Genomic DNA, 22952 nt, shown 5'->3' with positions numbered 1-22952 from the left:
CCCGGCTGCGCCGTCTACGCACAGGATGCGGGAGATCTCTTGCCAGGTAACGCCACCACGCACTTCGACGATGTGGCCCTCGTTTCGGTGGCGAGCGTCTTGCCCAGCCGCGTCACGACGTCCGACGACATCGAGGAGCGCCTCGCCCCGGCTCTGCAGCGCCTCAAGCTCAAGCCGGGCCTGCTCCGCCGCGTCGCGGGCGTCAACGAGCGCCGCAACTGGGCCGAGGGCGAGTCCTCCGACGAAGCCACGATCGCCGCGGGCAAGCAGGCGCTCGCCGAGGCAGGCGTCGACCCGAGTGAGATCGGGCTCATCATCAACACGTCGGTGACGCGAAAGCATCTCGAACCCTCGGTCGCCGTGCGGCTGCACCACGGTCTGGGCCTGCCGAGCTCCGCGATCAACTTCGACGTCGCCAACGCCTGCCTCGGCTTCATCAACGGCATGAGCCTGGCCGCCGGCATGATCCAGTCGGGCCAGGTCAAGTACGCCCTGATCGTCAACGGCGAGGATGCCGACGAGATCCAGGTCAACACCATCAACCGCCTCGTGCGCGAGGACCTCGACCGCGATGCCTTCATGCAGGAGTTCGCCTCCCTCACCCTGGGCTCGGGAGCCGCCGCCGCCGTCCTCGGCCGGGCGAGCGACCACCCCGAGGGTCACCGCATCGTGGGCGGCGTCACGCGCGCCGCGACCCAGTTCTACGACCTCTGCGTCGGCAGCGTCGACGGCATGTTCACCGACGCCAAGGCGCTGCTCAAGGGCGGCCTCGACCTCGTCGTGTCGGCGTGGAAAGAGGCGAAGGGCGAGTTCTCCTGGACGGGCATGGATCGCTACATCACGCACCAGGTCTCGTCGGTACACACCTCGGCGATCGTCCGCGCCGCCAAGCTCGACCGCGACCGCGTGCCGGTGACCTACCCGAGCCTGGGCAATGTCGGTCCTGCCTCCATCCCGATCACCCTCGCCGCCGAGCAGAAGACGCTGCGCCGAGGTGATCGCGTCCTGCTGATGGGAGTGGGCTCCGGCCTGAACACCGGAATGCTGGAGCTGGCCTGGTGAGCTTCCCGCGCGTCACGGGACCGCAGGCCACTCTTCCCCCCGCGGGCCTGCCCGGGCTCGACCCGGCCCTGTCGCGCCTCGTGAGCGTCGACGGCGTCCTCGCCGACGCGGGCGCCACGCGCCTGTGGCACGTGCTCGACACCGGGGACGCCCTCGTCGAGCGCGGCCTCGAGCCGATCGGCACGATCGTCGCCGTGCACGGCAATCCCACGTGGTCGTACCTCTGGCGCGCCCTCGTGAACGCCTCTCTCGCGCGGGCCGACGCCGGAGCGGCCGTCTGGCGCGTGGTGGCTGTCGACCAGCTCGAGATGGGCTTCTCCGAACGCTCCCCGCTGCGGCGCACCCTGGCCCAGCGCATCGCCGACCTCGACGCTCTCGTCGAGGGACTCGGCATCCGAGGTCCCATCGTGACCATCGGTCATGACTGGGGCGGGCCCGTCTCGCTCGGCTGGGCCGTCGAGCACCGCGACCGCCTCGCGGCCGTCATCGCCCTCAACACCGCCGTGCACCACCCCGACGGCGCCTCTCTTCCCTTCGCCCTCCGCGTCGCCACGGCTCGCGGCATGCTCGCGGCCGGCACCACGGGCACCACGGCGTTCCTCGACACCACCCTCGCGCTGGCCGAGCTCGACCCGGCCGTGAAGGCCGCGTTCCGCGCGCCGTACGCGACCGTCGCGCGCCGCCGAGGGATCGGCGGCTTCGTCGCCGACATCCCCGCGACACCCGAGCACGAGAGCACTCCGGCCCTGCACCGCATGTCGTCGGGGCTGCGTGAGCTCGCCGTGCCCGCCCTGCTGCTGCGGGGCCCCAAGGACCCGGTCTTCGGCGAGGACCACCTCGACGACCTCACCGATCGTCTCCCGCAGGCCGACGTGCACCGCTTCGAGGGCGCCGGGCACCTCCTCGCCGAGGAGCGCCCCTACGCCGACGTCGTTCTCGACTGGCTCGACGAGAAGGTAGTGGATGCCGTCACGCCCGCGACCCGTTCGCGTCGCTCGGCCGCCGCGAAGCGCGCAGCCGCCGCGCCCGCGCCCGCCCCTTCCGACTCGCCCCAGGCCCCGTCGGGTCACCTGTGGGACGCCCTCGATGCCCGCCGCGACGACGACGGCACCGCCGTCATCGACATGACCTCCGCCCGCGACGGCGAGCCGCTCCGCGTGAGCTGGCGCCAGCTGTCCGCCCGTGTCGAGGAGCTCGCCGCGGGGCTCGATGCCTTCGGGGTGCGCGCGGGCGACCGCGTCTCGCTCCTCGTGCAGCCGGGTCCGACCCTGACGGCCGCCCTGTATGCCTGCCTGCGCATCGGCGCCGTCGTCGTCGTGGCCGATCGGGGTCTCGGCATCCGGGGTCTCTCCCGCGCCGTACGCGGGGCGGTCCCCGACGTCGTGATCGGTGAGGTCGCGGGGCTCGCGGCCGCACGCGCGCTCGCCTGGCCCGGTCGCCGCATCTCGGCCGCGTCTCTTCCGGCGGTCACCTCCCGCGCGCTCGGCGTCGAGGCGAGCTTGTCCGACCTCGCTCGGGCCGGGCGCGGTCGTGCCGTTCCCCCTCCCCCCGCCCCCGAGGCCGAGGCTGCGGTGCTGTTCACCTCCGGCTCGACGGGACCGGCCAAGGGCGTCGTCTACACGCACGCCCAGCTCACCGCGCTGCGCGACACCCTCGCGGCGCACTTCGGCGTGACCGCCGAGACGGGTCTCGTCACCGGCTTCGCCCCCTTCGCGCTCCTCGGCCCGGCGCTGGGCACGCGCTCCGCGACGCCCGACATGGACGTCTCGGCTCCGCGCACCCTGACGGCGGCCGCCGTCGCCGCGGCCGTTCGCGCCTCGGACGCGCGGATCGTGTTCCTGTCTCCCGCGGCGGTGTCGAACGTCGTCGCGACCGCGTCGGCCCTCACCGCCGACGACCGCGCCGCTCTCGAGGGTGTCGAGACGTTCCTGTCGACCGGAGCCCCCGTGGGCGTCGATCTTCTCCGCCGCGCGCAGGCGCTCATGCCGAACGCGACGGCCCACACCCCCTACGGCATGACCGAGTGCCTGCTCGTCGCCGACATCACTCTGCCCGAGATCGAACAGGCGCGAGGCGACCGCGGCGTGTGCGTCGGTCGCCCGCTCGGAAGCGGCCAGGTGCGCATCTCGGCGATCGACGCCGACGGCCGCGCCTCCGGCGCACCGTCGACGCAGCCGCGGGTCACCGGCGAGGTCGTCATCTCGGCGCCCCACCTCAAGCGCGGATACTTCCGCCTGTACCTCACCGACCGCGAAGCGCAGCGTGGACTCCCCGAGCGCTGGCACCGCACCGGAGACGTCGGACACCTCGACGCCGAGGGCAGGCTCTGGATCGAGGGGCGATTGCCCCACGTCATCACCACCGCCGACGGCCCCGTCACTCCCGTGGGAATCGAGCAGGACGTCGAGACGGTGCCCGCCGTCGAACGCGCCGCTGCCGTCGGCGTGGGCCCGGTGGGCGGCCAGGTCGTCGTCGCGGTGGTCGAGGCGGGCGCCCGTCGCCCGGGGTTGGCATCCCCCGATCTGACCGATCAGGTGCGTGCGGCCACCGCCCAGCGCCTCGCCGCCGTGCTCGTGGTCCCCACGCTTCCGACCGACATCCGCCACAACTCCAAGATCGACCGCGCGCGCGTGGCCCGCTGGGCGGAGCGCGTGCTGGCCGGAGAGAAGCCGACGGCGCCGTGAGGGTCCTCGCCACCGGGTCGTCCGGCTTCCTCGGCCGGGCCGTCGTGCGCTCTCTGCAGGAGGCGGGGCACGAGGTGCGCACCCTGCAGCGTCGCCGGTCGGGCGTCGACGGCGCCGACGACCGGCTCGGGTCGGTCACGGATCCGGATGCCGTGGCTTCCGCCCTCGAGGGGGTCGACGGGATCGTTCATCTCGCGGCGAAGGTCTCTCTCGCCGGCGACCCGGCGCAGTTCCACGCCGTCAACGTCGAGGGCACCCGCATTCTGCTCGATGCCGCCGAGGCGGCCGGCGTGACGCGCGTCGTGCACGTCTCGTCGCCGTCGGTCGCGCACGCCGGCCACGCCCTCGCGGGTGTGGGGGCCGAGCCCGCCGATCCGGATGCCGCGCGCGGCGAATACGCCCGCACGAAAGCCGAGGCCGAAGTGCTCGCGCTCTCCCGCGCCGGCGGCGACACCGCTCTGGTCGCGATCCGCCCCCACATCGTGTGGGGCCCGGGCGACACCCAGCTCATCGAGCGCGTCGTCGCCCGCGCGCGTCGGGGCACCCTGCCCCTGCTGGACGGCGGGACGGCTCTCATCGACTCCACGTTCGTCGACAACGCGGCATCCGGGATCGTGGCCGCCCTGCACCGCGTCGACGAGGTCAGCGGGCGCGCGTACGTGTTGACGAACGGCGAACCGCGGCCGGTCGGCGACCTGCTCGCCGGGATCTGCCGGGCGTCGGGCGTCACCCCGCCGCGCTTCAGCGTGCCCGCGGGGGTGGCGAAGGCCGCGGGATCGCTGATCGAGCGGGTGTGGGCCGTGCGCCCGGGCCAGGACGAGCCGCCCATGACGCGTTTCCTCGCCGAGCAGCTCTCCACCGCGCATTGGTTCGATCAGACCGCGATCCGCCGCGACCTGCGCTGGGCGCCGTCGGTGTCGATCGACGAGGGTCTGCGCCGCCTGTCTCGCGCCTGAGCCGCGCCGCCCCCGCGCGTGTCCGCCTCCGTGCGGGGAAACGCGCCGGAGCCTGCGCCAAGTGGGACACGCGTCTTCTGCTCGCTCGTCCCGAAGGTGCGTGAGTCGGAGCTCGGTCCGGCACGGGGTGGGACACGGCGCACGGGACACGGCGCGCGACGCGGGCGGGCACGAGAGAACCGCCCAGGACGCAACGAGCGACGGAAGGCCCGCCCCGCGAGGGGACGGGCCTTCCGGTTGCCGCGGGTTACCGAGCCGCAGCGTTCGCCGAACTCAGACCAGGTCGAACCGGTCGAGCTCGGTGACCTTGCGCCACGCGGCGACGAAGTCGCGCACGAACTTCTCCTTGGCGTCGTCCGAGGCGTAGACCTCGGCGAGCGCGCGCAGCTCGGAGTTCGACGAGAACACGAGGTCGACGCGCGTGCCGATCCCGACCTTCTCGCCCGATCCGTCCTTCGTGCCCTCGAAGGCGTGCTTGCCGCTGTCGAGCGGCTTCCACGTCGTGCCGAGGTCGAGAAGGTTCGCGAACACGTCGTTCGTCAGGGCACCGGGGGTGTCGGTGAACACGCCCCAGTCGCTGCCGTCCCAGTTCGCGCCGATCGCGCGGAGGCCGCCGACGAGCACGGTCATCTCGGGAGCCGTCAGCGTGAGCAGGTTCGCCTTGTCCAGCAGCAGGAACTCCGCGGGAAGCCGCGCCTCGCGCGAGGCGTAGTTGCGGAAGCCGTCGGCGATCGGCTCGAGCCAGCGGAACGACTCGATCTCGGTCTGCTCCTGCGTGGCGTCGGTGCGGCCCGGGGTGAAGGGCACCTCGACCTCGACGCCGCCGGCGAGGGCGGCCTGCTCGACACCGGCGTTGCCCGCGAGCACGAGCAGGTCGGCGATCGACACCTTCTTGTCGCCCTGCGCGTCGAATGCGCCCTTGATCTTCTCGAGCACGTCGAGCACGGATGCCAGCTGCTCGGGGTTGTTGACCGTCCAGCTCTTCTGCGGCTCGAGGCGGATGCGCGCCCCGTTCACGCCGCCGCGCTTGTCGCTGCCGCGGAAGGTCGAGGCGGCGGCCCACGTCGTGGTGACGAGCTGCTGCACCGACAGGCCGCTGTCGAGGATCTGCTTCTTCAGCGCTGCGGCGTCGGCGGCGTCGATCAGAGGGTGATCGACGGCGGGCACGGGGTCCTGCCACACGAGCACCTCGGAGGGGACCTCGGAGCCGAGGTAGCGCTCACGTGGGCCCATGTCGCGGTGGGTCAGCTTGAACCACGCGCGGGCGAAGGCGTCCTGGAACGCGGCCGGGTCCTCGGCGAAACGGCGCGAGATCTTCTCGTACGCCGGGTCGACGCGAAGCGCCAGGTCGCTGGTGAGCATGCGGGGCTCGCGGCGACCGTCGGAGTGCGCCTCGGGGACGAGGCCTTCGCCTCCGCCGTTGACCGGACGCCACTGGTGCGCGCCCGCGGGGCTCTGGAAGAGCTCCCACTCGTAGGCGAACAGGATGTGGAAGAACTCGTTGTCCCAGCGGGTGGGGTGATACGTCCACGTGACCTCGAGGCCGCTGGTGATGGTGTCGTCACCCTTGCCCGTGCCGTGGCTGTTCTTCCAGCCCAGGCCCTGGTCGTTGATGTCGGCGGCCTCGGGGTTCACGCCCACGTGCGAGTCGCTCGCGGCACCGTGCGTCTTGCCGAAGGTGTGACCACCGGCGATGAGCGCGACGGTCTCCTCGTCGTTCATGGCCATGCGCCCGAACGTCTCGCGGATGTCGTTGGCCGACAGCTGCGGGTCGGGGTTGCCGTTGGGTCCCTCGGGGTTGACGTAGATCAGACCCATCTGGACCGCGGCCAGGGGCTTCTCGAGCTCGCGGTTGCCCGTGTAGCGCTCGTCGCCGAGCCACGTGGTCTCGGGGCCCCAGTACACGTCGTCGTCGGGCTCCCACACGTCGGTGCGGCCACCGGCGAAGCCGAAGGTCGGGAAGCCCATGTCCTCGAGCGCGACGTTGCCGGCGAGGATCATCAGGTCGGCCCACGAGATCGACTGGCCGTACTTCTTCTTCACGGGCCAGAGCAGCCGGCGGGCCTTGTCGAGGTTGACGTTGTCGGGCCAGCTGTTCAGCGGGGCGAAACGCTGCATGCCCGCGCCCGAGCCGCCGCGACCGTCGGTCACGCGGTAGGTGCCGGCGCTGTGCCAGGCCATGCGGATCATGAGAGGGCCGTAGTGGCCGAAGTCGGCGGGCCACCAGTCCTGCGAGGTCGTCATGACCGCTTTGAGGTCCTGCTTGACGGCGTCGAGGTCGAGCGCCTCGAACGCCGCGCGGTAGTCGAACCCCTCGTCCAGCGGGTCGCGCAGGGCGTTGTTCTTCGCGAGGATCTTGACGTTCAGGGTCTCGGGCCACCACACGCGGTTGGCGGATCCCTGGGTGGGGTGGGGCAGGGCGCCGGCGGGCTCGCTGTCGGCGGGGGCTTCGCCCACGGGCAGTCGGTTGTCGTCGGGGGCGGCTCCATCGTGGAAGACGGGGCACCCGTTCAGAGCGTCGCTCATCGGGATCCTCTCGGTTTTTCGGCTTCGGACTTCGCTCGGCAATCGGAGCACACGCCCCAGAACGTCACTTCAGCGGTCTCTATGAGAAAGCCGCTGCCCTCCGGCATGTGCAAGCACGGCGCCGCGCCGACGACGCAGTCCACGTCGTCGATCCGGCCGCACCCGGTGCACACCACGTGGTGGTGGTTGTCGCCCACGCGCAACTCGAACGTGCCGGCGTGGCCGGCGGGTTCGATGCGACGTGCGAGACCCGCGTCGGCGAAATCGCCGAGCGCGTTGTACACCGATTGCTTGCTCGTTCCGGGGAGCGTGCCGACGATGCCGTCGTAGACGGCGTCGGCGGTGGCGTGCGGCCGGGCGCGAAGGGCTTCGAGGACGGCGACCCGCGTCGCCGTCACCCGCAGACCCGCTCCGCGGATGAGGGCATCCGCGGGGGCTTCCGGTCGATTGTCGAGCATGCATTCAGCGTACCTAGTTTTGAGTGAATCAAAAATGACACGCCGGGGAACGATCGGGAACGCTCACCTCCCGGGCCGAACGACACGGCATCCGGATGCCGTCATCCCGCCGTCAGCGTGGGGGTCCCGGCCTCGTACTCGGTGAGGTCGCCCGTCTCGCCCGCGCGGACCGCGCGTCGACCGACCCAGAGCATGTAGAAGAGGAAGACACCGAGGGCGAGAGCGCCGATCGCGATCTTGATCTGCCACGGCCACTCGCGCGGGGTGACGAACCCCTCGACGAGACCGGACAGGGCCAGGGCGAAGACGAGCCCCACGGCGACGGTGGCCAGCGATCGACCCGCTGCGGCGAGCGCCGCCGCCCGCGAACGCCGCCCGGGGGCGACCCAGGCCCAGAAGATCTGCAGGCCCGCCGCGCCCGCGACGAAGATCGCGGTGAGCTCGAGCAGGCCGTGGGGAAGGATGAACTGGAAGAACAGGTCGCCGCGGTCGAACGAGAACATGATCGCCGCCGAGGTCCCCACCCCGACGGCGTTCTGCATCATGACCGCGAGGGGCCAGAGTCCGGCGACGCCGAACAGCACGCACTGCGCCGCGATCCAGGCGTTGTTCGTCCAGACGGACCCCGCGAAGATCGCATTCGGGTTCTCGCGGTAATAGTTCACGAACTGCTCGTCGGCGTAGTTCTGCAGCTGGCTCTTCTCACCCAGGGCCGCGACGGCGGCCGGGTCGCTCGAGATCCACAGGGCGACGAGGCTCGAGACCACGAGGAAGCCGACGGTAACAGCCAGGGTGCTCCAGCGCACGCGATACAACGCCGCCGGAAGCTGCAGGACGAAGAAGCGCGGCAGCTGCTTCAGCACGTTGTCGCGGACGCCCGTGAGGCGCAGGCGCGTGCGCGCGAGCAGGATCGAGACGTAGTCGCCTTCGGGCGTGCGTCCGGCGGAGGTCTTGATGTCGGCCAGGTCGGCCGACGCCGCACGATAGCGGGTCACCAGCTCGTCCACGTCGGGACCGCTGAGGCGCTTGCGACGACCCAGCTCGTCGAGCCGCGCCCATTCCTCGCGCCGGGCGGCCGTGAGGGCATCGAGGTCCATGTGGTCAACTGTACGCATGGCTTCGTCGACGACCCCCTCTCCCGCGGTCGCCCTCGTGCACACGGGTGCGGACGAGACGCTCACCGGAGAGGCCGTCGCCCTCGACGTCCAACCCGTCGGCTTCTTCCTGCGCGCGCTCGGAACGCTCATCGACTTCCTCATCGGGGCGGTACTGCTGATCGGCGGAGCGCTGCTGCTGACGACGATGGTCGCGGCGGGAACCCTTCCGGAAGCCGCCGTCCGCATCGGCGTGATCTCGCTGCTCGTGCTCGTGACCGTCGTGATCCCCACCACGGTGGAGACGCTCTCTCGCGGCCGGAGCCTCGGTCGCCTCGCCGTGGGAGCCCGGATCGTACGCACCGACGGCGGGGCCGCCGGCTTCCGTCAGGCCCTCATCCGATCCCTGACCGGTGTTCTCGAGCTGTGGTTCGCCCTCGGCGCGATCGCCGCGGTCGTCGGGATGTTCACCCCGCGCGCTCAGCGACTGGGCGACCTGCTCGCCGGCACGGCGAGCGAGCGCACCCGTACCCGCCGCCTCCCTCCCCCCGCGCCGGGCCTGCCGCCGGGTTGGGAGTCCTGGGCCGAGATCGCCGACGTCTCGCGGCTTCCCGACCGCCTCGCCACCCGCGTGGCGCAGTTCGTGCGCGGCGCCGACGCCCTCGAGCCCGCCGCTCGCACCCGGGTCGCGGCGTCCCTCGCCGAAGCCGTGCGCCCCTTCGTCTCGCCGATTCCCCCGTCGGATGCCGAAGGGCTCGTCCGCGCCGTGTCGTCGGTGCGACGGGACCGCGAGTACCGCGCGCTGCTGCGTGAGAACGAGCGCGCCGCCGCCCTGACCGGGCGCGCGTGACTCCCTCGGGCGAGAGCGCCGCGCCTCAGGTGCGGAGCGTCTCGTGCCGTACGACCACCCAGCCCTTGGGAACCGACAGTCGGTCGGCGTGGATCGCGCAGAGGTCGTGCGCGTGAGGGTCGCCCGCGGGACCGAGGGGACCGAGGGCCGCCATCTGGTCGCCGTAATCGTAGGTGAGAGTGCTCATCGCCTCGCGGGCGCATCCCACTTTCGAGCAGAGTCTGTCGCGCATCGCGGATCAGCCTAGCCAGCCCCTCCGACACGGCCCCGACGCCGCGCCGGGGTCCCGGATGCCGGCCCCCGGCGCGACCGGAGCCTCGAGCGCACTCGCGCCGCGGCACGGGCGCGAGCGGGCCGCTGCCTCGAACGTAGGATGGGCCCATGATGCGTCGTCGATCCCGGGAAGCGCGGCCGGTGGCCCGCCCCTCGCGACACGGTCGTCACGGCCGCGAGAACCGCAGCCCCGTCGTCCGACCGCCGCTGCCCCCCATCGACACCCGCGTCGAGCGCTTCGACATCGCGGTCGGTGCGGCCGCGGAGTTCCTCCGCTCGGCATGGACAGATCTGCGCGAAGTCTCGTTCGAGATCGGGATCATGCCGCCCGCCGCCGCCGACGGCATCCCTCGATGGACGGTCCTGCGCGACGAGAAGCGCATCATCCTGTACCGAGTGCCCATCGAGCGCCTGGGACACCCCCACCACGACGACGACCTGCACCGCCGCATGATGATCGAGGGCGCGGTCTTCCGCGCCGCCGCCGAGTACCTCGATCGCGACCCGTGGGACCTGGGCCCCGAGCGGTTCCGCTTCTTCTGACCGGCCCCGGGCGTCGGGACCGCTAGGGCAGGATCGTGAGCGCCGAAGCCGCGGCATCCGCCGGCCACAGCGGGTACGAGGCCAGCGCTCCCGCCCCGGCGTACGACACCGCCGCGCGCACGGGAGAATCGGCCTCGAGCCGGTAGACGCCCGTGGCGACCGGCACGGCCACGCTGGCTCCGGCGGCGACGGTCGTGGTGACGGGCGCGCCTGCGCCTGCGGGGGTGAGCGTGACGGTCGTGTCGCTCGAGGCGCCGGCGATCACCAGGTTCGCGCCCACGCCCGCGGCGACCGCGATCGTGCTGGGGGCCGAGATCTCGGGAGCGGGGACGTACCAGGCGAAGTCCGCTCCCTCGCCGAAGCCGGTCGTCGACCAGGTGGCGCCCACGATGGGAGCCGTGGCCGTCACGTCCACCGTGTAGGAACCGGCGGCGAGCCCCGACAGGTTCAGCGAGGTCGGAAGGCCCGACGTGAGGGGGACGTCGGTGGGCGCGGGTGCGCTGACCGCGGGGTCGTTCGGCACCACTGTCACCGTCGCGGTGGCGTCGGATCCCGGCGACAGCAGACGCAGCACCGTGCCCGCCTGGCTGGCGTCGGTGGCGAGCACCTGCACCCCCGGCATGACCAGATGCGCGTCCGCCTGAGCGAGCGGCGCGACCTGGTCGGCGCCGCCGGGAAGGAGCAGGCGCGTCAGCGTGGCCTGGAGCGAGGCGTGAACCGGTGCACCCGACGAGACGACGCGCACGACCGGACTCTCCTCGCCGAGGAGGAGTCCCGCGAGAGGGACCACGCGGCGTCCGCCCGCGGGAACCACGAGATTCTGACCGCTCGGCGGGCTCGACACGCCCTGCGCCCCGTAGACCGACAGCTGGACGGTCGCGGGGACGTCGCCGGGGTTCGCCAGCACGACGAGGTCGTTCGCCCCCGTGGTGGAGGCACCCCCGACCAGCCACGACTCCGCGAGAGGGGGTCGGCAGGCGGATGCCGCGAACCCGATCAGGTCGCTCGCGGCGGCCGTGGCGGACCCGGCGGCGGCCAGCGGCGTCTGAAGGCGATCGCGGGGCGCGGCACGCAGGGCCTCGGCGTCGCCGGAGGAGTCGGCCGTCGCCCCGTTCAGGGCTGTCGTGGTCGCGTCCGCGTCGGCGGGGCCGCTGACGACCTGCTGGGCGGCCGCCGCACTCAGGGAGCCCGCGGAGTCGGCGCTGCGCCCGAGGGCCAGCAGAGGACCGTCGCACGCGAGGAGAGTGTCTCCGGGGGTCGGGGTGGCCTGCACACGCACCGGCGTTGCGGAGTACTGCGGCCAGGGGGCCGCGATTCCCACGACCGTGCCGATGACGGCGGCGGTGGCCACGGCCGCACCGGCGATGACGCGGGCGCTCGTGGCGGCGACACGGAGCAGACGACGCTCGCTCATCGGGCTCCTCCCGGGTTCGGGCCCACGATGCGGGGCGTGCGGCGTGCGACCCGTCGGGACGCTGCGGTCGGCACGGCGAGCAGGAGGGCGATCAGGACGACGGCGAGGGAGCCGAAGGCCACCAGACGCTGCAGGGTGAGGCGGTGCTCGTCGAGCGGCGGGCGCGGGGTGACGGCGGTGTTCACGCGCCAGAGGTCGCCGCGTGCGGTCGCTCCCACCGGGTCGAGCAGGTCGCGCTGGTCGAGAGAGGTGGCCGCTCCCAGTCGCGTTCCGCGGATCACGTCGTCCTCGCCGGCCGGAGCCGATTCGAGCAGCACGAACGAGATGCCGCGCTCCGCGAGGCGCGAGACGACGTCGTCGGCCGAGGGGGTCACGAGATCCGCCGCCAGGGCGGCGAGCTCGAGGTCCTGGTCGTCAACCGTCGTGCGCGTGGCCTCGACGGTGCTCTGACCCGAGAGGGTGGCGCTGCCGCCCCACACGACCTGCACACGCAGACCGTCGGAACGGGGGTCGAGCACGATCGTGCCGATGTCGAGCGACCCGCGCCCCTCGGCGGCGACGAACGCCGGGAGGGTCGAGACGGGCCCGTTCGTGAGCACCGAGCGCCCGCTGTCGGTCCCGGCCGTCTGGGCGGTGAGAGCGGGGGCGACCGAGACGGTGAGGGCCGCGAGCGCGAGCAGGGCACCGACCGGTCGGAGGACGCGCACGCGAGCGGGGATCCCGGCATCGAGGGTGATGACGGCCGCACCGACCAGACCGATCCACGCGAGGCTCAAGCCCGCCCCCGGCCACAGGGGCACGGCGACCGAGTGATCGAACGACACGGCGATGCCGACGGCGGCGAAAGCGGTGGCGAGCCCCACCACGGTGAGGACGATGAGGGCGGATGCCGTGATCCACCGCGGGGTGAGGACCGCGAGAACGGCCAGAGCGGCGAGGGGCGCGACGAGCAGGCCGACCCACCACACCGGTCCCCCGGTCAGGCTCGCCCACCCGCCCGGGTCGGAGGTGGGGAAGCCCGCCGCGAGCAGTGCGCGACCGAGCGGCGTGGCGGAGGCCTCGGCCCCCGCATAGGCGATGCCGGGGTCGGCGAGCAGGCCCCAGGGGTTGCCCGCGCGCATTTGCGTCCACACGAGCGGGGCGAACACGACGATCGAGGGGACGAGCAACCAGACGACCCGAGCGATGCCGCGACCGGCCACGAGGGCGACGACCACGAGCGCCGCCGACCACAGCACCACGACAGCCGGAGCCAGCGAGGGCGCCGACGCGAGGACGGCGACGAGCAGGAGGGATGCCGCTCCCGCCGGGGCCCACGACCGGTGGGCGACGCTCGCGGCGTAGAAGAGCCAGGGCAGCAGCAGGTGCACGAGCACGCCGGCCGGCCGGCCCTCGACGAGAGCGGCGAGGAAGGTCGGGGCCAGGGCCCAGGCGAACCCGGCGACGATGCGCAGCATCGACGACTCCGTCACGCGGGTCGCCGCGAACCACCCGCCGAGGACGGCGAGGGGCAGGGCGAGCACCCACAGCACGACGAAGGCGCGCGACGGCTCCCCCGGCGAGAGCGAGCCGATGACCGCGACGAGGGCCGAGAACGGATCCGCCGGCCCGACGGCATCGAGCCCGAGGGGGCGCGCCCCCCAGGCGGCGTCCTGCCAGAGCTGGGCGACGTTCTGTCGCAGCGGCGCCAGAGCGCCCCCACCCAGGACGGGCCACGCGAGCAGCGGGGCGAACAGGGCGGCCGAGACCGCGAGGGCACCGAGAACCGCCCAGGCACCCCCGCCGACGAAGAAGCGCAGTTCCGAGCGCACCGGGGCATCGGGGTCGGCGACATCGCTCTCCCATCGCAGGCGCATCTCGGCGCGCGTGACGCGCAGGGGCGCGAGCCGCGACCACCCCACCTTCCGCGAAGAGCGGATGCGGCCCCGGGCGCGGGCGACGGCGGCGGGCCGGACCATGACGAGCAGCGTCGCCCCCCACTCGGGCAGGACTCGGTAGGGGACTTTCGTCACCAGGTGCAGGATCGTGCGCCACAGGGCGAGCGGCAGCAGCGAGAGCCAGTGCAGGGCGACCGCGGGGGCGGGGGCGTAGACGAGTCGGCGGTGAAGCTGGGCCGTGCGCGTCGCGAAGGCGCGGCGGCGAGCGCGACGTCGACCGCGGGCCATGGCGGCCACCCCGTCTCCGGCGACGGCGACGCGGGCGGAGGGCACGAGCGAGACGAGATGACCGGCGAGGCGGGCGCGCACGCCGAGATCGAGTCCCTCGTCGGCACCGCCGAGGGCGGGGTCGAGACCGCCGAGCACCGTCCAGGCGTCTCGCCGCACGAGCAACCCCCGCACGTCGGCGCCGAGCACGTCGGCATCCCCGTCGCGTTGTCCCTGGTCGAGCTCGCCGGCGGCGAGTTCGACGGTGCCGCCGTAGCGGTTCATGCTCACGCCCAGGGAGAGGATCGCGTCGCGGTCGTCCCACGCCACGAGCTTGGGGGCCGCGACCACGAGGGGTGGGGAGAGTTCGAGGGCGCCCGCGAGACGTACGAGCGCGTCGGGGTCGGGAGCGGTGTCCTGCGCGAGCAGCCAGACGGCGTCGCCGGTCAGGCGGGGCGTGGCAAGCGCCGTGGCCGCGGCGAACGACGTGCCGGCCGGGGCCGTGATGACGCCCTCCGCGCCGGAGGATGCGGCGAGATCGCGCAGTGCGGCGTCGGCGCCGCACAAGACGATGGTGAGCGCGTCGACGGGGCGGGTCTGCGCGGCGAGAGCCGCCAGAGTGCGCTCCAGATGGTTCGCTGCAGGAGTGCGTCCTTCGGGACGCACGACGAGGATGGCGTGAACACGGTCGGGCATGACGCGGATCAGCCTAGGTGCGCGCTCCCGCGATCACGAACGCCGCGCCGTCGGCTGCCGGATCACTCAGGGAGTGGACCGCGGAAGACGGGGTCAGGCGCGCCGCTTGAGCTTGCGGCGCTCGCGCTCGCTGAGGCCACCCCAGATACCGAAGCGCTCGTCGTTCTGGAGCGCGTACTCGAGGCATTCGGATTTCACGTCGCAGGAGGTGCAGATGCGCTTGGCGTCGCGCGTCGAACCGCCCTTTTCGGGGAAGAAAGCCTCGGGGTCGGTCTGCGAGCAGAGAGCATCGGTCTGCCAGGCGAGGGTGTTCTCTTCGGTGGAGTCGATGTCGCGACGGACTCCGGGGACACCGAGGTCCACCGGGTCGACGAACCAGTTCTCCGGGACACCGGACCGGTACTGCGATGTCGCCATATCGTCCTCCGCCTCGCTCACGCCCCCATGACGCGATTCCGCGCAGTCATAATTACACCCGTGTCATTCCGCTGAGTCAAGTCGCGGATCGTAAACCCTCAAGGGCGAGATGAACCTTCACGGACAGCCCCGGCGTGTCGCGGACGTCAGGCGCCCGGCATGGCCACGAAGACCTCGCCGCCGCCGTCCGATGCGAGAGGAGACTCGTCGGGGGTGATGAGCGCGGCCTCGCCGGGACGCACGGTGATGTTCTCTCCCGAGGCTCCGGTGAGCACGGTCTCGCCCGCCACGCCGAGCGCGATTGCGATGCCACGCAGCTCCAGGCTGCCCGCACCGCCCGCCTCGAGGTGACCGAGTGCGAAGTCGGCGATCCCCGGCGCGAAGATCTCGGCGCCCTTCCCCGACGCGGTCGGACGGAGCAACGGAGGCTCGGCCGGACGGAAGTCGACGAGACCGAGCAGTTCCTCGACATCGATGTGCTTGGGGGTCAGCCCCCCGCGCAGCACGTTGTCACTTGCGGCCATGATCTCGACGCCGAGACCGGCGACGTAGGCGTGCAGCACGCCGGCCGGCACGAAGATCGCTTCGCCGCGTCGCAGCTCGACGAGATTCATCAACAGGGCGACCACGATGCCGGGGTCGGCGGGGTAGGCGGAGTGCAGCGACCGCGTCAGGGCCAGTTCGGCGGCGAAACCGGGCGCCTCGGCAGAGGCCGCGGCATCCACGATCTCTTCGATCTCGGCTCGCTCGGCTCCCCCGAGCAGCCAGCCGATCGCCGAGCGCAGAGCGTCGTCACCCGCGAGGTGGGCGCGCAAGGCCCGCACCGCGGGAGCGTCGCCGAGGGCATCCACGAGCGAACGCGTGCGCTCCAGATCGCGCAGCCCCGCCAGGGCGGTGAAGGTGTCGCTGAGGGCGACGATCACCTCGGGCTTGTGGTTGTCGTCCTTGTAGTTGCGCTCGCCCGCGTCGCGCGGGACGCCGGCCTCCTCTTCGCGAGCGAAACCCCGGGCCGCCTGCTCTTTCGACGGGTGCACCTGGATCGACAGCGGCGCGCCGGCCGCGAGCAGCTTCAGCAGGTAGGGCAGCTTCCCGGGGACGCCCCGCTCGGACGCGGCGGCGGGCAGCCACGCGTCGAGCGTGCGACCCGAGCCGTCGTGCACCTCGGCCGGTGAGCCCGGGTGGTCGCCGAACCACACCTCGGCCTCGGGCGCCCCGGTGGGCTCGCGGCCCTCGAGGTCGGCGATGAGGGTCGGGCTGCCCCAGGCGTAGTCGCGGGGGGTGTTCGAGATGGCGATCAGCACGGCGTCAGCATAATGCGCCCACCCGACGACGACGGATGCCGACCGCTACCCTGAACACACCATGGCGATGCACACGAGTCACCCGGTGTCGGCGCTGCCGTCGGCGCCCGCGCGCGAGACGACGGGGCATCTGTTGCTGCGGGCATGGTGCGTGTTCCTCCTCGTCCTCGCCCTGGGCGGCGTGGGTCTCGTGAACGCCGTGGGCCCGGTCGCCACCGCCGTCGTCGTCGCGGCGACCGCCGTCGTGTCCGTCGTCGTCTGGGTCGTCGTGCGCCCGCCCCACGCCGTCCGGCGTCTGCCGTGGATCGCGGCGGGCTACCTGGTCTGGTCGACGGCGTCGGTGCTGTGGAGCGCCTGGCCCGCGGCATCCGTGCTGACACTGCTTCTGTTGTGGGTCACGACTCTCCACGCGCTGTTCGTGGGGGCTGTGCTCACCTGGAGAGACGTCGTGCGCGCGATCGCGTCGGCGGCGAAGTGGGTCGTCGGGCTCTCGGCGCTGTTCGAGCTCGCGGTGTCGGTGATCGTGCGGGGTCCACTGCTGCCGGGGTTCGTCGTTGCGACCGAGCCCGTGGTCGCCCCCTGGTCTCGCGGCGCCCTGCTCACGGGCGGCCGGATCCAGGGCATCTTCGGCGACGCCGACCTGCTGGCCGCGGTGATGCTCGTCGCGGTCATCGTCTTCGGCGTGCGACTGGCCGTCGGTGCGCCGCGCCGCGCACTGCTGGTGGTGTGGATCGTCGTCGCCGGCTTCCTCTTCGTACGCGCGCAGTCGATCACGGGGGTCATCGCCGCGGCCTTCGTCGCGCTCGTGCTCGGCACGGTGCTGGTCATGCGCACCGCGCGCCGCCCCGGCGAGCGCACGCGCTGGTACCTCCTGTACGCGGCGATCGGCCTCGGCGGCGGCGCGACGCTGTGGTTCGGGCGCGACACGATCTTCGGCGTGCTGGGCCGCGGTGCCGACCTCATCGGCCGCGAGGGGATCTGGGCCGACGTGCTGGCCCGGGCGGATCGGCATCCGCTCATCGGGTGGGGTTTCTCCACGCCGTGGGTCACCTCGGAACCGCTCCTCGGCGGGTGGATCGTCGACCGCGGGCAGCCGGTCACCCAGGCGCACGGCATGTGGCTCGACACCTACCTGCAGCTCGGCGCCGTGGGGGTGGCGCTGCTGGCGCTCGTGTACCTCGCGTACCTGTGGCGCTCGTGGTTCTTCGCGGTCGACCGGCCGCGCTGGGATCTGCGGGACGATCGACCGCACTCCCCCCTCACCCTGTTGCCGACCCTCGTCGGTGCGCTGCTCGTCGTGCAGGGGCTCACCGACTCCGGCCCCCTGCTGCTGTGGGGCTGGATGTTCGTGATCCTCTTCGGCGCGAAGATCAAGCAGACCCCGCTCGTGGGCGTCGGGCCCAGCGAGCAGAGCATCTCGATCGAGCGCGGCGAGCTGCAACGGCCGACGCCCTGAGCCGCGCGCGGGGGCGTCGAACGCTCAGGGTGACGGGACGCGTGCCCGGTAGACTGCCCGCTGGCCGTCCGCGGCCGCGGCTCCTCGACCGAAAGATCTCTTCGTGACGTACACCCTGCAGAACGCCGTGCTGCCGCTCGACCGCGACCCCGACCTCCTCCCGTTGTACGTCGACCCCGAGACGTGGTCGACCATCGACGAGGAGCCGGTGCGGGTCACCAACGTCGCCCAGCTCAGCAACATCCTCGACCGCCACCGCGCCCGCATCGTCGCCGGCCGACGCGTCTCGTTCGGCACCTACTTCAACGCCTTCCCCGCCTCGTATTGGCAGCACTGGACGGCCGTGCGCCAGGTACGCCTGACGGTGCGCACCTCGGGGGATGCCACGGTGCTCGTGTACCGCTCGAACGGCGGCGGCACGAAGCAGCGCATCGAGACCCGCGAGGTGCGCGGCGACGCCGTCGCGACCTCGTTCAACCTCGTGCTGGATCAGTACAGCGACGGCGGCTGGATCTGGTTCGACGTCGCCGCCGACCGCGCGGACGCGATGTTCGAGGGCGCCGAGTGGACCACCGAGCAGGAGCCCGTCCGCGGCGGCAAGGCGAGCATCGGCGTCACGACCTACAACAAGCCCGACTACTGCGTCGAGACGCTCAACGCCCTCGCCGACTCCCCCGATGTCCTCGACGTCGTCGACCGGGTGTTCATCATCGACCAGGGCACCGACCTGGTCGAAGCGCAAGACGGCTACCCGGCGGTCGCCGAGCGCCTCGGCGACACCCTCCAGGTGCTGCGCCAGCCCAATCTCGGCGGCTCCGGCGGCTTCGCCCGCGCCATGGTCGAGACCCTCGCCCGAGAGGGCAGCGATTTCGTGCAGCTGCTCGACGACGACGTGCGCATCGAGCCGGAGTCGATCCGCCGCTCGGTGGTGTTCGGTCGGTACGCCTCGGTGCCGACGATCGTCGGGGCCCACATGTTCGACCTGCTCGACCGTCCCAAGCTCCACGCCTGGGCAGAGGTCGTCGACGACGCCCCCTTCATGTGGCGCGCCCTGTTCCAGGAGCGCCTCCCCCACGACTTCAGCGTCGCCAACCTGCGCCAGAGCCCCCTGCTGCACATGCGCCTCGACGCCGACTACAACGGCTGGTGGATGTGCCTCATCCCCACCAGCATCCTGCGCGAGATCGGCCTGTCGCTGCCCGCCTTCATCAAGTGGGACGACGCCGAGTTCTGCGTTCGGGCTCGGGATGCCGGCTACCCCACGGTCTCCATGCCCGGTGTCGCGCTCTGGCACGTCTCGTGGCTGGGCAAGGACGACTCGATCGACTGGCAGGCGTACTTCCACGCCCGCAACCGCATCGTCGCCGCGCTCCTGCACTCGCGCTCACCGCAGGGCGGGACCCTCATCCGGCACAGTCGACGCGTCGACCTCAAGCACCTCATGATGATGCAGTACTACCCGGTCGAGCTGCGTCACCGCGCCCTGCGCGACGTGCTCTCCGGCCCTGACCACATGCGCGCGAATCTCGCCACGGCCATGCCCGACGCCCGCACGGTCGCGAAGAAGCACCCCGAGACCGTCGTGCACAAGGATTCCGGCGTGCCCCTGCGCTCGCGCCGGGGACGCCAGGTGTTCAAGCGCCTGAAGAAGCACGAGTTCGACAGCCCGACGGGTCTGGACCTGCGCACCTTCACCGCGCGCACGCTCGTTTCGCACTGGTTCCACACCCCCAAGCCCGAGAACGTCAGCCAGCCCGAGGTGGAGTTCGGCAAGGGCGACGCGCACTGGTGGCGCGTCCCGCTCTACGACAGCGCCCTCGTGAGCGCCGCAGACGGCTCCGGCAAGAACATCTACACGCGCGATCGCGCCCTGTTCCGTCGGATGCTCGTCGACAGTTGGAAGCTGCACCGCCGCCTCCAGCGCGAGTGGCCCCGCCTGTCCCGTCAGTACCGCAGCGCCCTGCCCGACCTCGTCTCCGAGGCCAATTGGCGCGCGACCTTCGAGGAGCGTCCGTGACCACGGCCCCGTTCGACCCGAAGACCGCGACCATCGTCGTCGTCACCTACAACCGCACGCACCTGCTGACGCGGCTCCTCGAGAGCATCGAGCGCATGGACCCGGCGCCCGGTCACCTCGTCGTCATCGACAACGCCTCGACGGACGACACCACCGCGGTGGTCGAGTCGTTCCGCGATCGCCTGCCCACCGAGCTGGTCTACCGGCGGCTCGAGACCAACACCGGCGGCTCGGGCGGGTTCAGCGAGGGGATGCGCACGGCCTACGAGCTCGGATCCGAATGGATCTGGCTCATGGACGACGACGTCGAGGTGGTCACCGACGGGCTCGCTCGCATGGGGCACTGGACGCCGCGCTTCCGCAGCATCCAGGGCCGGCGCTACGACTACGACGGCAGCGAGTTCTACTGGCAGTATCGCGTGGCCGAGTCGATGGCGATCCCGATCCCCTTCGCCCCCGCCGCCTTCGACGACTCCGGGTTCAAGCCGATGAATTCGGGCTGCTTCGAGGGCATGTTCATCCACCGCGACATCGTGGCGAAGATCGGTCTGCCCGATCCCCGCTTCTTCATCTACTGGGACGACCAGTTGTACGGCTGGCTGGCCTCGCGCCAGACGCCCTCGGTGATCGTCAACGAGTTCGTGCTGCGTCGCACCCGCGAGATCAAGCAGTGGGACATGGGTATCCGGCACATGAACGCGTCGAGCGACGCGTACCGGTACTACATCATGCGCAATCGCGCCTACCTGCAGAAGTACTACCGCGCGCTCGGCGTCTACCGCGCCCTGCCCTTCACGCTCGGGACGACGCTCACCTTCGTGAAGGAACTCATCCGCCTCGTCGTGGTCGAACGCAAGATCACCGGCACGAGCCACCTGTTCCGCGGGCTCCGCGACGGCCGACGCATCCTGCGCGACTCCTCCTGGAAGCCGATGCCGCCGCTCGAGCAGTCGCAACCCGTCGGCTGACTCGTCCGCGCTGACGCGACGCGGGACGCCTGTGCATCCACGGCTCAGCCGATCGTGGCCGGAAGCTGCTCGGCCAGGGACGGACTGAGCGTTCGCGCATAGAGGCGGCTGAGGTGGTTGTCGTCGCGATAGACCGCGACGTTCCCGATCTCGCCGACGCAGAGGTCGTCGGGGCAGATCCACGGCGTGAGGTCGACGAGGTGCAGACCCGGGCGGTCGAGGTCGTCGGCGGGGTTCCGATCGGCGAGCGACGCCGACCGCGGAACCGCGCAGTCGAGCGGATCGTCGGACCCGACCACGCAGTCGTACATGTTGAAGGCGAAACGCGGGTTGTCGCGGACGCCCAGCACCGGCACCCCCGCGCCGTCCATCCGGTCGAGGAAGCGTTCGATTCCCGGGCGCAGACGCTCGTCGTCCTCTCCGGCATCCGAGCGCGTCACGACGGTCAACGCCGCATGGGGTCGCACTCGTTCGACGAGCTCGATGGCCGCCTCGCGCCACCCGTCGCAGCGCTCGTCCATGCCCGGCTCGTCGAGACCCATCGAGCAGCCCCCCTTGATGAGGAAGACCACGCCCCACCCGTTGGCCGCGGCCACCGGAAGCAGGGCGCTCGTGACCTGCTGCGCGTGCGAGTCGCCGATCACGGCGATGGTGTGGCGGGCCCGCGGGGTGCCGGTGGTCTCGGAGCAGGTCCCGCGCAGCATCTCGACGTCGTTCGCCCACTCCCCCGAGCACTCGCGGTCCAGGTGGACCCACTCGTCGTCGATCAGGGTCGGAAGCGGCAGCAGCGGGGCGTCGGCCGGAGGTTTCGACAACGAAGGATCGCGCAGCACGGCGGCCCCGGGATTGGCCTGCAGCGCCCGAGCCTCGATCGCGCGCTCCTGCACCCAGGCCGACGCCTGCCAGGCTCCGACGGGAACGGCCACGACGGCGACGGCGACCGCGAGGACCACCACCGGTACCAGAGCGGAAGTGTCGGTCCTCCGCCAGGCACGCACGGGACGGTCGACGGCCCAGGTCAACAGCCGCGCGAGCAGCAGCGACAGCACGATGATCCCCGCGCCGCCCACCAAGCCCACCTCGGTGCGGCCGTTCACGACGAGGAAGGTCACCAGAATCGGCCAGTGCACGAGATACAGCGCATAGGCATCGCGCCCCACGGCCTGGAGCGGGCGCGACGACAGCACACGCGCGAGCGAGAACCGCCCGGTCTCGCCTGATCCCGACACGACGATGGCCGCAGCGCACAGCACCGGCCACAGTGCCAGGAACCCGGGAAAACCGCCCTGGACGTCGAGTACGGCACCCAGCACGAGGAGTCCGACGAGGCCCGCCCACCCGATCAAGGTGCGGGCGATCGCGGCGAACCTCACACGGGGCAACGCGATGACCAGCAGGGATCCCGCGGCGAACTCCCACAGTCGCGCCCCGGTGTCGAAGTAGGCGAGCTGCTGCGCCGACGCGGTGCGCACGACCGAGTAGACGAACGAGATCGCGAAGACGGCGCCGAAGACCACCCCCACCACGCGATCGGGAGACCATCCGCGACGCCGGACCACGATCTGGCACGCCCAGAGCAGGATCACCCACGACACGAAGGCCTGCCCCTGCACCGACATCGACCAGAAGTGCTGCAGCGGGCTCGGCACATCGGTGCGCGCGTAGTAGTCCACCGCGTCGGCGGCCAGGAACCAGTTCTGCACGTAGCCGAGGCAGGCCCACGCCTGCTCGGCGATGGAGCGGTGCATGGTCTCGGGGTAGAGCGTCCAGACCACCGCCAGGATGCCGACCAGGGTCACGGCCGCGGCCGGCAGCAACCGCCGGAACACGCCGAGCAGGTGTCGGATCGGACGCACCGGGGCGGGGCCCGCCATCCGGCGCACGAACCCGCGGGTGAGGAAGAACGCCGAGAGCATCAGGAAGACGTCGACGCCACCCGAGACCCGGCCGAACCACACGTGGTACGACACGACCAGCAGGATGGCGACGGCGCGCAACCCGTCGATGTCGCGACGGTACGCCCAACGCCCCTCGGTCTCCCGCTGTGCGGGCACGGGGCGGGTGGGCGACCCGAGGGTCAGATGCACGAGGAC

General features: G+C 72.0%; 17 protein-coding genes. 8 read left to right on the top strand and 9 right to left on the bottom strand.

The features are described 5' to 3' along the window. The first annotated feature begins 39 nt into the window (after positions 1-39). Genes AB6V29_RS10270 through AB6V29_RS10260 form a run of 3 tightly spaced genes read left to right on the top strand, consistent with a single transcriptional unit; the run spans position 40 to position 4702 of the window. Entirely contained in the window at positions 40-1062 is a 1023-nt protein-coding gene (locus AB6V29_RS10270; RefSeq protein ID WP_210072091.1) for a 3-oxoacyl-ACP synthase III, read from the top strand. Then, positions 1059-3746 carry an alpha/beta fold hydrolase gene (locus AB6V29_RS10265; RefSeq protein ID WP_369358452.1) on the top strand — a complete coding sequence of 896 codons (2688 nt, stop codon included), beginning with the start codon at positions 1059-1061 and terminating at the stop codon, positions 3744-3746. The genes AB6V29_RS10270 and AB6V29_RS10265 overlap by 4 nt, the downstream gene beginning before the upstream one ends. Next, positions 3743-4702: an NAD(P)-dependent oxidoreductase gene (locus tag AB6V29_RS10260; RefSeq protein WP_307315578.1), complete on the top strand. Its 960-nt coding sequence runs from the start codon at positions 3743-3745 to the stop codon at positions 4700-4702. The genes AB6V29_RS10265 and AB6V29_RS10260 overlap by 4 nt, the downstream gene beginning before the upstream one ends. 273 nt (positions 4703-4975) lie before the next feature. Here AB6V29_RS10260 and katG read toward each other — a convergent pair whose 3' ends face one another. The 3 genes from katG to AB6V29_RS10245 all read right to left on the bottom strand — a co-directional run bounded on the left by katG (position 4976) and on the right by AB6V29_RS10245 (position 8783). After that, positions 4976-7228: a catalase/peroxidase HPI gene (katG, locus tag AB6V29_RS10255; protein WP_307315576.1), complete on the bottom strand. Its 2253-nt coding sequence runs from the start codon at positions 7226-7228 to the stop codon at positions 4976-4978. After that, on the bottom strand, positions 7225-7686 hold the full coding sequence (locus AB6V29_RS10250) for a Fur family transcriptional regulator (protein WP_210072095.1): 462 nt from the start codon (positions 7684-7686) through the stop codon (positions 7225-7227). The genes katG and AB6V29_RS10250 overlap by 4 nt, the downstream gene beginning before the upstream one ends. 101 nt (positions 7687-7787) lie before the next feature. Further along, entirely contained in the window at positions 7788-8783 is a 996-nt protein-coding gene (locus AB6V29_RS10245; RefSeq protein WP_369358449.1) for a stage II sporulation protein M, read from the bottom strand. Positions 8784-8799: 16 nt separating this feature from the next. Here AB6V29_RS10245 and AB6V29_RS10240 point away from each other — a divergent pair, with 16 nt between their 5' ends. Then, on the top strand, positions 8800-9630 hold the full coding sequence (locus AB6V29_RS10240; protein ID WP_369358447.1) for an RDD family protein: 831 nt from the start codon (positions 8800-8802) through the stop codon (positions 9628-9630). A 25-nt stretch (positions 9631-9655) separates the two neighbouring features. Here the strand turns inward: AB6V29_RS10240 and AB6V29_RS10235 are convergent, their stop codons facing one another. Next, entirely contained in the window at positions 9656-9862 is a 207-nt protein-coding gene (locus tag AB6V29_RS10235; protein ID WP_103206488.1) for a DUF3499 family protein, read from the bottom strand. 149 nt (positions 9863-10011) lie between these two features. On the opposite strand from AB6V29_RS10235, the gene AB6V29_RS10230 reads away from it, so the two are divergent. Beyond that, positions 10012-10446 carry a hypothetical protein gene (locus AB6V29_RS10230; protein ID WP_369358446.1) on the top strand — a complete coding sequence of 145 codons (435 nt, stop codon included), beginning with the start codon at positions 10012-10014 and terminating at the stop codon, positions 10444-10446. 22 nt (positions 10447-10468) lie between these two features. Here the strand turns inward: AB6V29_RS10230 and AB6V29_RS10225 are convergent, their stop codons facing one another. The 4 genes from AB6V29_RS10225 to manA form a co-directional block, all read right to left on the bottom strand. Then, the gene (locus tag AB6V29_RS10225; RefSeq protein ID WP_369358445.1) at positions 10469-11860 is read right to left on the bottom strand and encodes a DUF5719 family protein; all 1392 of its coding nucleotides are present in this window, start codon (positions 11858-11860) and stop codon (positions 10469-10471) included. Beyond that, positions 11857-14700 (bottom strand): glycosyltransferase, encoded by a 2844-nt coding sequence (locus tag AB6V29_RS10220; protein ID WP_369358443.1) that lies wholly within the window; start codon positions 14698-14700, stop codon positions 11857-11859. The genes AB6V29_RS10225 and AB6V29_RS10220 overlap by 4 nt, the downstream gene beginning before the upstream one ends. A gap of 93 nt (positions 14701-14793) precedes the next feature. Next, positions 14794-15117, bottom strand: coding sequence for a WhiB family transcriptional regulator (locus AB6V29_RS10215; RefSeq protein WP_074694106.1), 324 nt, complete (start codon positions 15115-15117; stop codon positions 14794-14796). A gap of 146 nt (positions 15118-15263) precedes the next feature. Continuing rightward, positions 15264-16418: a mannose-6-phosphate isomerase, class I gene (manA, locus tag AB6V29_RS10210; protein ID WP_369358441.1), complete on the bottom strand. Its 1155-nt coding sequence runs from the start codon at positions 16416-16418 to the stop codon at positions 15264-15266. Between the two features lie 61 nt (positions 16419-16479). Here manA and AB6V29_RS10205 point away from each other — a divergent pair, with 61 nt between their 5' ends. From AB6V29_RS10205 to AB6V29_RS10195, 3 genes are all read left to right on the top strand, one after another. Next, complete coding sequence (locus AB6V29_RS10205; protein WP_369358439.1) at positions 16480-17874, top strand: O-antigen ligase family protein; 1395 nt, start codon at positions 16480-16482, stop codon at positions 17872-17874. A gap of 103 nt (positions 17875-17977) precedes the next feature. Next, positions 17978-19891: a glycosyltransferase gene (locus tag AB6V29_RS10200; protein ID WP_369358438.1), complete on the top strand. Its 1914-nt coding sequence runs from the start codon at positions 17978-17980 to the stop codon at positions 19889-19891. Next, entirely contained in the window at positions 19888-20859 is a 972-nt protein-coding gene (locus AB6V29_RS10195) for a glycosyltransferase family 2 protein (RefSeq protein WP_369358435.1), read from the top strand. Before AB6V29_RS10200 ends, AB6V29_RS10195 begins: the two co-directional genes overlap by 4 nt. A gap of 44 nt (positions 20860-20903) precedes the next feature. Here the strand turns inward: AB6V29_RS10195 and AB6V29_RS10190 are convergent, their stop codons facing one another. Then, positions 20904-22946, bottom strand: a complete 2043-nt coding sequence (locus AB6V29_RS10190; protein ID WP_369358434.1) for an acyltransferase family protein — start codon at positions 22944-22946, stop codon at positions 20904-20906. Positions 22947-22952: the final 6 nt, after the last annotated feature.

Source organism: Microbacterium sp. 20-116 (genome assembly GCF_041079415.1).
Classification (GTDB): domain Bacteria; phylum Actinomycetota; class Actinomycetes; order Actinomycetales; family Microbacteriaceae; genus Microbacterium.
This window is presented reverse-complemented; position numbering and strand designations above follow the sequence as displayed.